At 54.0% G+C, this 10,563-nt stretch carries 9 protein-coding genes; 3 read left to right on the top strand and 6 right to left on the bottom strand.

Annotated features, from left to right (window positions below):
* The 5 genes from ABLN94_RS22260 to ABLN94_RS22240 all read right to left on the bottom strand — a co-directional run bounded on the left by ABLN94_RS22260 (position 1) and on the right by ABLN94_RS22240 (position 6,185).
* The gene (locus ABLN94_RS22260; RefSeq protein WP_352996551.1) at positions 1-1,887 is read right to left on the bottom strand and encodes a bifunctional sugar phosphate isomerase/epimerase/4-hydroxyphenylpyruvate dioxygenase family protein; all 1,887 of its coding nucleotides are present in this window, start codon (positions 1,885-1,887) and stop codon (positions 1-3) included.
* Positions 1,887-3,182 carry a TRAP transporter large permease gene (locus ABLN94_RS22255; RefSeq protein WP_352996549.1) on the bottom strand — a complete coding sequence of 432 codons (1,296 nt, stop codon included), beginning with the start codon at positions 3,180-3,182 and terminating at the stop codon, positions 1,887-1,889. Before ABLN94_RS22255 ends, ABLN94_RS22260 begins: the two co-directional genes overlap by 1 nt.
* Complete coding sequence (locus ABLN94_RS22250; protein WP_170328648.1) at positions 3,179-3,754, bottom strand: TRAP transporter small permease; 576 nt, start codon at positions 3,752-3,754, stop codon at positions 3,179-3,181. The genes ABLN94_RS22255 and ABLN94_RS22250 overlap by 4 nt, the downstream gene beginning before the upstream one ends.
* A 30-nt stretch (positions 3,755-3,784) precedes the next feature.
* Positions 3,785-4,795, bottom strand: coding sequence for a TRAP transporter substrate-binding protein DctP (gene dctP / locus ABLN94_RS22245; protein WP_352996547.1), 1,011 nt, complete (start codon positions 4,793-4,795; stop codon positions 3,785-3,787).
* Positions 4,796-4,883: 88 nt separating this feature from the next.
* A complete protein-coding gene (locus tag ABLN94_RS22240; RefSeq protein ID WP_352996546.1) occupies positions 4,884-6,185 on the bottom strand; it encodes a Gfo/Idh/MocA family protein in 1,302 nt (433 codons plus the stop codon).
* Between ABLN94_RS22240 and ABLN94_RS22235 the strand changes: the two genes are divergently transcribed.
* Complete coding sequence (locus ABLN94_RS22235; RefSeq protein ID WP_352996544.1) at positions 6,184-6,837, top strand: GntR family transcriptional regulator; 654 nt, start codon at positions 6,184-6,186, stop codon at positions 6,835-6,837. The genes ABLN94_RS22240 and ABLN94_RS22235 overlap by 2 nt on opposite strands.
* A gap of 652 nt (positions 6,838-7,489) precedes the next feature.
* Here the strand turns inward: ABLN94_RS22235 and ABLN94_RS22230 are convergent.
* Complete coding sequence (locus tag ABLN94_RS22230) at positions 7,490-8,554, bottom strand: hypothetical protein (protein WP_352996542.1); 1,065 nt, start codon at positions 8,552-8,554, stop codon at positions 7,490-7,492.
* A gap of 409 nt (positions 8,555-8,963) precedes the next feature.
* Here ABLN94_RS22230 and ABLN94_RS22225 point away from each other — a divergent pair, with 409 nt between their 5' ends.
* Positions 8,964-9,164 carry a hypothetical protein gene (locus ABLN94_RS22225; RefSeq protein WP_352996541.1) on the top strand — a complete coding sequence of 67 codons (201 nt, stop codon included), beginning with the start codon at positions 8,964-8,966 and terminating at the stop codon, positions 9,162-9,164.
* 225 nt (positions 9,165-9,389) lie between these two features.
* Positions 9,390-10,442, top strand: a complete 1,053-nt coding sequence (locus ABLN94_RS22220; protein ID WP_352996540.1) for a helix-turn-helix transcriptional regulator — start codon at positions 9,390-9,392, stop codon at positions 10,440-10,442.
* Positions 10,443-10,563 lie beyond the last annotated feature (121 nt).

The following is a 10,563-nucleotide window of genomic DNA, read 5'->3' as shown; positions in this document are numbered from 1 at the left end:
TTAGGTTGTTCCTTCCGCCACGTGGTGTCGCGTTTGCGCCGCTAATCGAAACGCAGCGTTACGTGCGCCATAGCCGGCGTAACCAGTTCGGCGTTCAACAATTTCAAAGAAAAGGCCGTTAAAGATAGGGCGACTGTAGATCTGAAAGTACTCGGCACCCGCTGCCCGGTCGTAGAGAATGTTGCCCTCGCGCATTTGGGCGATCAGATCATCATCCAATCCGAAGGTCGCCTGCAGATCGGCGTAGTAGTTCTCTGGGATCGTCAAACTGGGAAAGCCTGATTTGCGCAACTGATCCGACGTTTCAAAAATATCGTCCGACTGGAAGGCGATGTGCTGAACACCGGCCCCAAAACCGTCTTCAAGGAATGAAGCCGCCAGTGTTCGACGCCCTATTGCCCCATTCAGGTTCAGGCGCACTTCGCCCTCGGGGCTTTCGATAGCCTGGCTTTGCACAACGCCAGACGGGTCGGCAACGTTCACAATAGGAGACTTTGCCATCTCAAAAGTCGAAATGTAGTAGAGCAGCCAGCTCTGCATCTCATCGTGACGCATCGTCTGTGCCAGATGGTCGATGCGGCGCAGACCGGCAGGCTGGGTCGCTTTAGTCTTAGCGACTGGCTCGAACTCGATATCCCAAACCCGATGCAGATCGGATTTCTCATCTATGAAATGGACAACATTGCCACCAACACCTCGGATGGCCGGGATGTTTAGCTCCCCAGTCCCCACCGGTTGTGAGAAATTCGGTGCGCCCAGCGCGGTCGCGCGCTGAACCGTCTGATCCGCGTCCTTGACGCGCAACCCCATGTCGCAGACCGAGGGGCCGTGGCCCAGAAATGCCGAATGGGCGAAGCCTTCCTTTTCGGTGTTCACGACGATGTTTATGGCACCCTGCCGCCACAGCTCGACGGACTTGGTGACGTGCTTTCGCTCCATTCGAAAACACATTGCAGACAGCATGTTTGCCAGCTGCGCGCCGCTTGTTTCGTCGGCTGTGAACTCGACAAACTCAAAGCCTGACGCATAGACGCGTTCCGGTAGTTCCGGGATGCCGAGTTCGGTTCCCGGCTCGGTTCGTGATACCTCATCCAGGAGGTTCACCAGTGACCTGTAGCTGTCTCGGGCCAGTGTTCGGCCACCGGGTTGAGGAGCTGCTTCGTTGACGCGCGCAATGGACCAAGGCCCCTTATATCCGGCGCGGGACAACACCCGCACGAAGCCCGCAAGGTTCAGCGATCCAAGACCGGGCAAAAGCCCGAAGTGCCGCTTGAGCCGACGTATATCCATCTCAAGCCGGGGTGCATCGGACAGTTGCACATGGAACAACCGCTCTCCCGGAATGTCCCGAAGGCGGGCGGGTTTGGACCCGTCAGCGAGCGAGAAGAATGAGTTCAAAGCCAACCCCAGATGAGGGCTGTCGATGGCTTCAACGACGCCTAACGCCTGTTGATCCGAGTGAATAAGATCCGACCATGGCAAACCCATATAGGCCAGACGCAACCCCATCTCTTTCGCGATCTCAGCCGCCTCGCCAAGATCTGCGATTACCTGTTCTCCGGTCGCAGCGGCATCAACCTCGAAAGCGGACCCGATTAGCAGCAATTCCGTTCCCAACTCGCTCATCAGGTCGAGTTTACGCTTCAGCCGATCAAAGGCGCGCTCCCGTCCGCTGCCAGACTGGCCTTCAAGGTTATGGAAAGGTTGCAGTAGGCAAATCTTCAGGCCGAGATCTGAAGCAATGTTCCGAATTTGTGACGGCGGCCCGTCAAAAGCGGTCAAGTCCGGTTCGTGTAATTCGACACCCCCGAATCCCGCGTCAGCGATAGCGCTTAGTTTTTCGGCCAGATCACCGGGGATCGAAGTTGTCGAAACCGAGAGGCACATTATCCCTGATATCCAAACATACGCGGCAACCACAGGACCAGATCAGGCATCAGCATCATGATCACCAAGGCGAAGATGAGAACCGCGAGGAAGGCCCAGATTTCCGAGATGATTTCGCGCAGCGGAATGTCCGTCACAGCGTTGATCACAAAGAGTAGAATGCCATAGGGAGGCGTGATCAGACCGATCATCGAGTTCACGACGACCAGAACTCCGAAATGCACCAGATCAATCCCGAGCGCTTCGCAGGTTGGAATGAACAGGGGCACGATCACCAGAATGATCGTTGTTGCGTCCAACACGCAACCCAGCGCAAGGATCAGCAGGTTAACCAGGATCAGAAAAACAATCGGTCTGACATCCGAACCCTCCAGAAGTGCCGAGATCGACTGAGGAATTTGCTCCTGAATGACGATGAAGTTCAGAATGAACGCGCCACCAATGACCACCCCAACGGCTGCGGAAGAGCGCGCGCTGTCGACGAACACTTGATAAAGGCCACGGAAGGTCAATGCGCGGTAGAACAGAGCTGCCAGTAGCAGGGCGTAGAATGCAGCTACGGCGGCAGCCTCGGTCGGAGTGGTGACGCCCCCATATATACCGTAGAGCAGGATTGCGGGCATCAGCAGTGCCGGAAACGCGTTGGCGGTTTTAGCCGGCAACTCGCGCAGCGGTACAGGCTCTTCCAATGCAAAATTCCGCTTTCCAGCCAGATAATAGTTCATCGCCATCAGGACGATACCCATGATCAGGCCCGGCAGAATGCCAGCAAGGAACAGCGACCCGATAGACGCCTTTGAGACGAGCGCATACAGAACCATCGGGATTGAGGGCGGAATAATAGGGCCGATCGTTGCCGACGCCGCCGTGATTGCGGCTGCGTAGCCTCGGCTGTAGCGGCCATCCTTAGTCATCATCTCAATGATGATCTTGCCGATCCCCGCTGCATCCGCGACAGCCGAGCCGGACATACCCGAAAAGATCAGAGACGCTACCACGTTTACGTGCCCGAGGCCGCCCTTGAAACGCCCGACGGCAGCGACGCAGAAGTTCAGCAGGCGGTCCGTGATCGACCCCGCATTCATGATATTCGCGGCGACGATGAACAAAGGCACGGCAAGCAGGATCGTGCTTTTGTAGAAGCCTTGCAGGATTTTCTCACCCGCGAGGGCGACGTCCAATCCGGCCGTGCCCAAGTACACCAATGAGGCCAAAAGGATGGAATAGCCGATAGGTGTCCCGATGCCTGCCAGAACAAAGAGCGCGAGCAGGCAGGAAAGAAGTTCAAAACTCATTTGTCTGCTTCCTCGTCGTCTTCCCCGTCGACCCGGGGATGATCGTCAACCACGTTGTACCCAACGACCAGTTCCAACTCTGTCTTAGGTGGGCCATTTCGCAGGATGTCAAAGAACAGCCATCCATACCGCGCGGCTACGACCAGCATGAACACCGCATAAATTGAAAACACAGTGCGCAGCGGTATCTTCTCACCCGAAAATGGATTGCGCACGGTCGAGGTTTTGCGGATTTTCATCCAGTCAATGTAGTCCCACGTCGGCAGGAAGCTGTAGAGCATCCCGACCACAATCGCCGCGGCCGCCAGCATCGCAAAAACCTGACGCACGCGCATCGGTACCGAAAGGTAGATGATGTCGAACTTCACATGATCCCTCTCACGCACGATGAATGCGCAGCTGAAGAAGATCACCCAGACCCAAAGAATGCCGATGAGCTCAAGCGTCCATCCAGCGGGGGTGAAGAAGTACCGCAAGAGAATTTGGAGAAGGAAGATCAGGAAGATTGCCGCCAGCATCCCGCCGGCAATCGCTTCGGTCAGTCGGGAGAACCCCTTTATGAAGCCTTTCATTGTGGTTCTCCCTCCCTTGTGTAGATGAGCTTAGTTGCCCAGAGCGTTGATCTGCTCCAGAACACCGTCCGGCCATGATCCGGCGAACTCGCTTTCCAGATACATCGACTGCACCTGATCGCGGAACGCCGCGAGGTCGGGCTCGTAGACTTCCATGCCCTGCTCTTTCAAGAAGCTGACAAGGTCCTCTTCTTTCTGAAGCTGCTTCTGACGACCAGCTTCAGCCGCTGCGTCGGCAGCTTCCTGAACCTTGGCTTGCTGTTCCGGTGTCAGACCGTCCCAAACCTCTTTGCCGATGGCGACATAGTTCAGGTCAACCAGATGCGATGTCAGGACGATCTGATTGGTCACTTCATAGAACTTGGCGTCGACGACGGTCGGCAACGGGTTATCCTGCCCGTCAACAGCACCGGTCGACAGCGCGGTATAGACTTCGGAGAAGGCCATTGGTGTCGGAGCGGCACCTAGCGCTTTTCCAAGGAACTGCCACGCATCTGTGCCCGGCATCCGCAGGTTCACGCCTTCCAGATCGGCCGGAGTTGTGACCGTCAGCTCATCCTTGGGCTGGCGCAGGTTCACCTGACGACGGCCCAGATACATGACCGACAGGAGTTTAACGCCCAGTTCTTCTTCAGCTTTCTGTTTGAAGGCATCCATCAAGGGATCGTTGAAGACGGCCACCTGATGCGCGGCGTCCTGGTGGACATAGCCTGCGGTAAAGATCGAAAACTCGGGGAAAAACTGTGCCAGTTCCTGCGCCGAGGTGATCGACATTTCCAAGTTACCCCGGCTGATGGCGTCCAACTCGGTGCCTTGTGCGAAGATGGTGCCATTATAGCTGGGCTCATAACTCGCGAAATCAGCGACCAAGGGCGCGAAAACCTCGGCCATGGCGACCGAGCGCTGGTCAGTCTCCGATCCTGATGTTGCGAGGCGAAGTTGCACTTTGTCATCCGCCAGCGCACCACTTGTTGCGCTAAACAGAACACCGGTTGCAACCAGGGCTGATACAGCAGCCCGGCGGGTAAGTTTGGTAATCACTTTGCTCCTCCCTGAGACATCATGATGCATTTTTCCGATTCTGAGTTTTGACCTATTTTGGGCATTTTGCAAGATTTTTTACAAAATATCAGATATTTTTTGTTACCTGTAATCTCTGTTGTTGCGTTTCCTGAAGGTTTCTTATCCTGACAGTCTCGCCAGTCCTGCAGGAATTCTGAATAGCTTCAATAACTTGAAGCGTTCTAAAACCTTCCCATCCAGACACAATCGGATCTACTTCGCCCCGAGCAACTTCAACAAAGTGCCTGAGTTGATTGACCAGGGGGTCAGAGGCACCCTTCTTCAGCGCGGTTGATGAGATTGGCGTCCACCAATCCCTTTGCTCTGTCTGGTAACTCCACAGGCGAAGATCGGGAACGGACAACGAACCATGAGAGCCACCTAACATGTAGCTACTCTCAGTGGTCGAAGGATAGATTGGATATTCCTGAGACGTCATCTCCCAGTTCCACGGAGCGACGATGCTGTCGGACACACTAATGGTCCCAATCGCCCCGCTTTCAAACGTCAACAGCGCACCAGCAACATCTTCGTTGTCATAACCACGTTGCGATGCAGCCGACTGCGCTTGAACGGTCACGACCTCTCCGGCCAGATACCGCAGAAGATCCACATCATGGACAAGATTGACCGAGATCGGTCCTGCACCAGGTTTCTTTCGCCAGGGCGCAGCATCAAAATATTCGTCTGGCTTATAGAACCAGCAATTCGCATGGACAGCGCGCACATCTCCAATCTTGCCATCTACAATGGCTTCTTTGGCTGACTTGATCAGAGGATTGTACCGACGATGATGCCCGACCATCAGCGGCACATTGGCCTTCTCCGCTTCCTGAACAAGCTCCAATGCAGCGACGGCTTCCACGGCGATCGGTTTTTCAACGAGAACGGGACAACCGTTTCGAACACACGTGAGGCCCTGTTCGACATGAAGCGTCGTCGGTGTCGCAAGCACAGCTCCGTCCGGCGTCTGATTTGCAAACATTTCTTCGAGGGTCTCGTAACATGCGACCCCGTGTTCAACAGCGTACGCACGGCCTTCGTCGCTGGGATCGACTACCGCGACAAGATCAACCAGACGCAACGCTCGAACAGCGTCTGCGTGGCGGCGTCCAACAAGGCCAATGCCGACAATGGCAATGCGAAAGTTCTTAGACACTTTGCTTCCTTCCGGGGGGTCCGGAAAATCCCGGATCCGATGTTTGCGACCGGGCTTCATTGCCCAATTTGAACATGACCGTATTGGGGTTTTCGCGATTCCGCAATAATGTATGATATTTTTATTTTTACCATACATCAGTTTGGATTGCTGATGTCTCTGAAAAATGCTAATTGAACGAAGAAACTGATAATATCGGGTGAAACGCATGGCGAAACAGCCGTCTACGATAGGTGCAAGCACCTATCAGCGCATCAAGCGGGACATCATCTTCGGGGAGCTGCAGCCCGGCTCCAAACTGAAGCTGGACGCCTTGAAGGAACGCTACTCGGCAAGCCTTTCGACACTTCGTGAAACGCTGAACAGGCTCGCCAGCGACGGATTTGTCGAAGCTCCCGAGCAACGGGGTTTCCTGGTCACGCCAGTTTCACGAGAAGACCTGACCGAGATTTCAGAGCTGCGCGTATTGTTGGAATGCCACGCGTTGGAGTTGTCCATTGCGAACGGCGACACGGACTGGGAAGGCAACTTGGTTGCCGCACACCACAAACTTCACCTGATGGAACAGCAGCTTCTCAAGGGCGACGAGTCCGAGAAAGAAACCTGGAAACGATATGATTGGGAGTTTCACCAAGCGATGATCGCGGCCTGCAACTCCAAGAACCTTCTGTCTCTGCACTCGATCATCTACGACAAGTACCTGCGGTATCAGATGCTCGTGCTGACCTATCGCGGCGAAGAGGCCGTCAAGGAGCACAAAGGTATGTTCGACGCCGCTTTGGCCAGAGATGCGGGCACCGCTAAGAAGCTGTTGGAAGATCACATCCGAAACGGTCTCGCACATACGCTGGAGGCTATGTAGCTCGCTGTGGTTGCCGCCTATCTCTATCACCTGGATCAGCGACGCGGGATCTGAAAGGTAAGTTTAATTACTGTGCTTACTAGGCGAATTTCGCAAACTTATCATTCAACACCCGAACCCCGCTGTATCAGGGAGCCGTTTGGACAGAGGTTAAAGCGCTAACCGGCGCCATGAAATTGGCGGGGTTTTGTAACTTAGCAAAAGTAGATCTATCGACGACCTTCGCCTCAAATGGCAGGTCTCGTAACCACTGGATGTTAAAGGCCTCATACAGGAGACTGGTAAGCCTCGAGTTGCCGCCAAATGCGCTTTCTATTGGCACATGCGTATTCCCACGAGATTGCCGCGCGAATCCCAATAACACTGCCGCCCAATCCCACTAAGAACGTGCATCACGCCATACGGGACATTCAGAGGCGGGAAGCGCGAAGACCTCATCTATCGCAGCGGTTCCCGCCTCTGCTGCCAACCTAGCCTACAGCCGCTTCGCGCAGAAGGCACACTTTGCAAACGTGCGTGTGCGGCACAAAGGGGCACGCAGCAGTTGAACGTTATGTTTCAGCCCTGCAAGTAAAACCGGTCGCTCGCCGCAACTGCTGCAAAGAATGAAAATTGCGAATTAGTCATCGGAAGAAGCGAACTATTGGATTTGTTATTCCGATGGAGCGAACTCAATTTCCTGATCTGGGAATGCTTCGCTTAGATTGACCATTGCTTGCTTCCAGTTCGACCCGCCCCATTGGTTCAGGAACGCATATGTGCGGCCACCATAATGCACGAGAAAGTCATCATCGCAGAAGTAGCGTTTCGGGTCGAAATTACGCCCTTCCCCAATCAACACATCTTTCACGAGACTTTCAAAGTCCTCAGCGTTCACTTCGCCATCAACCGAAACGAGTGCTCGATTGGCTTGCGGACCGCATTGTTCGGCGACCTTCTCGGGAGTGATACCTTGTTCGACGAGATAGCGAAACGATTGATAAATGGCGTGCCGCTTCGGCAGCCCAACTCGCTTCTGCCCACCGAGAACCAAATCGTAGTTGGTTCTGCCACGGGTGTCAGAGCGTGCCTCTCGCTCTTTGCGCTTCTTCGCAGTAACCCGAACCTGATAGTCCGCCATCTCCGGAAGCGGGATGATCTGCTGGACGTCCACGAAAACTCGCCCATCGTGTTCGTAAGGCTGAAGACGCACACACCGGATGTCAATTTCACGTTCAATAAGCCAGAGGACCGCTGTCGTTACCTCGCGAGCGAACTCCGCAGAGGCTAAAACGATCCGGACGTCTTGCGCAAACGCATCTTCATCAGGCTCGACCCATCCGAGGAAATCAAGCAGTTCGGTCTGCGCGTCCCTTTCTGCACTTTCGTTCTGTGCCAAGTAACTACCAAACACTTCAGTGGCCTCATTGAAGGTCATGCTTGAGACCATTGCGGCATAGCGGATGGCCTGAAGATCCATGTGGCCACCATCCTCTGTTCGTTTGAGTTCAATGACGACGAGGTTCGCATCGCGGTCGATGCCGAGAAGGTCGATGCGTCGCCGCGACTCGTCCCAATCCCCGAACTCTTCCGCGATGATCAGAGTGTCAGGCGAGATTACGGAGATGTTCGCTCGTATGAGGCGCTGAAGATCACGCCGCTCCTGCAACTGCAACTGACTAAACGTGGCCCTGGAAAGGGGCCGGATTTCTTCGCTTGCGAACTCGTAGATCGGCATGAAAAGTATGACCTTATGAAAACTACAGTAGTTCAATCGCAACGCAAACCTGCTGGCAAGCACTAAGTAGTGGCTATGCGTGTCGCCAACCTCGTACGGTGAATACCGCTTTCGCTGTTGGTTCCAAACTCACTGAGAGTTTTCTTTTTCGGACGTCTGTTGAAAGAACCGTCTAGCCCCCAGAAATTGACAATATAAACATAATGATGCTCCGCGTAATTGTAGCAACCTGCAAACACAATCGGCTCGACCTGCAATCATCCTGACTTTCGGCCCGAATTATTTGTATCTATCCGGCACCCCAAACCCGGATTATCTGCGAATGAATCCACATTATTTGCAACCAGCCTGCAATCATCGACTCGAACCCAGATTACGTGCAAACGGCGGTCCGGTAGGAGAGCTTGGCATGTTTAGTCTGAAAGATTGCGACGCAGCAATCGCCGTTCGCCGCACGGGTCATGAACTCGAAAAATGCGGACAAACCGGACTTGAGCATGCGCGGCTACTGCTTACGCAGCATACATTGCAGTTGCAGCGCACATTTCACCGCGTTGGAGCCAATGTCACTGGACAGGTCATTCGCGGAGGTCGATTTGGGGCCTCATAGGTTGAAACGGTGCGCTAATCGTCTGATCACCATGGCGTGTTCGATGGAGAGTCGCCTTGCAATTCGCCCGAGTTTAGAAACAGCTAAGAAGTTATCTGGAATGCCATACCGACATAGTTGGCTCCGCAGAGCACTTGCTCCGTCGCTGCACTATTGTGTCAAACTTGAGGAATTGAGTATGTGCGGAACTCAAAGTGATAAAGGTACTGTTGTCTAAGGTTACTGATGGTAGAGCAAAACACGTTAACCTCCCTCAAATTCGACACCAATATGCTGCCCGAAAAGCAGCAATACGCGTTTCTTCGTGAGCAACTGTTCGACTCGGCGGGTTATGAAGTTGATCGCCCCGGACCTGTTGATCGCCCGTTTAGCCTCAATGGCGAATACAACAGAACTCCGAAACTCTGGATTTACAGATACCAGTGCAATACGCCGTGCTTCTTCCACAGATCGGAGCGTGGCATGGCGCGCAGGGAGATGAACGCCATTGGAGTGCATTACCGGCTCAAAGGAGAAGATCTGCCGACACCGCTTTCCGAAGGTTCGGCGCCTATGGGGACGGGGAACCTGCGTTCGCTCGACACCGAGCGACCGTATTCCTACCAGCATAAAGGGGTGACGGCTTACACGTTGAATCTGCACCGGAAGAAGGTTTCAGAAGAGGTTCCTGGAATCTCGCAGCTACACAACATGGTCTTGCGAGACAGCCCGGTTACCAGAATACTCAAAACTGCAATTTCTGGTGTGTTCAGCGAATTGAAACACGCGGTTGATCGTGAAATCGAAACGCTTTCTGATACGCTCTATCGCCTCACCGTAGACGCGTTCAGACATCAGTGGATACAGGAACTCGAAACGCGCGAAATCAGGGATGAAACCGTCCTTTTCACGGTTGTAGATTTTATCCATCAGAACTTTCATCGTCGTGATCTGACACCGGAAATGATTGCCAAAGCGATCGGAATATCACGTTCCAAATTGTACCAGATTTGCCAGCAAATGGACACGCCTCAGCGCCTTATTCGGTTGATACGATTGGAAAAAGCCGCGGGCCTGTTAAGGGCCGATGCCAACTGCAATATTGGTGATGTTGCCTATAAAACAGGGTTCTCTACTCGCCCGGTATTTTCCCGAGCGTTCATGGATCACTACGGCGTGTCTCCGACAGACTACCGCGAAGGGCTACGGGAAAAACTGCCTGAGTTTCAAAGACTAATCCCACCGACCGAAAGGGACTGGAGACTGAGGTCTTCGCTAAAGGCGGCGGCATTAGGTTAAGACGGGGATACCGGAGTCTTCCCCGGACCTACAGCAAGGCTAGCATATGTGAGTTATGAAACTCGCAACAATTCCGGCCAATTCGAAACACCGCTTTAAACAGCTTGGGGCCCGCTCCAAG

It is taken from the genome of Ruegeria sp. SCP11 (genome assembly GCF_040329455.1).
Classification (GTDB): domain Bacteria; phylum Pseudomonadota; class Alphaproteobacteria; order Rhodobacterales; family Rhodobacteraceae; genus Ruegeria; species Ruegeria atlantica_E.
Note: the sequence above shows the minus strand (reverse complement) of the source record. Positions and strands in the feature narration are given on the sequence as shown.

Coding starts and splice junctions, on each gene's coding strand:
- ABLN94_RS22260 (WP_352996551.1), bottom strand. CDS start 1,887: ATGTGCCTCTCGGTTTCGACAACTTCGATCCCCGGTGATCTGGCCGAA.
- ABLN94_RS22255 (WP_352996549.1), bottom strand. CDS start 3,182: ATGAGTTTTGAACTTCTTTCCTGCCTGCTCGCGCTCTTTGTTCTGGCA.
- ABLN94_RS22250 (WP_170328648.1), bottom strand. CDS start 3,754: ATGAAAGGCTTCATAAAGGGGTTCTCCCGACTGACCGAAGCGATTGCC.
- ABLN94_RS22235 (WP_352996544.1), top strand. CDS start 6,184: ATGGCGAAACAGCCGTCTACGATAGGTGCAAGCACCTATCAGCGCATC.
- ABLN94_RS22240 (WP_352996546.1), bottom strand. CDS start 6,185: ATGCGTTTCACCCGATATTATCAGTTTCTTCGTTCAATTAGCATTTTT.
- ABLN94_RS22230 (WP_352996542.1), bottom strand. CDS start 8,554: ATGCCGATCTACGAGTTCGCAAGCGAAGAAATCCGGCCCCTTTCCAGG.
- ABLN94_RS22225 (WP_352996541.1), top strand. CDS start 8,964: ATGTTTAGTCTGAAAGATTGCGACGCAGCAATCGCCGTTCGCCGCACG.
- ABLN94_RS22220 (WP_352996540.1), top strand. CDS start 9,390: ATGGTAGAGCAAAACACGTTAACCTCCCTCAAATTCGACACCAATATG.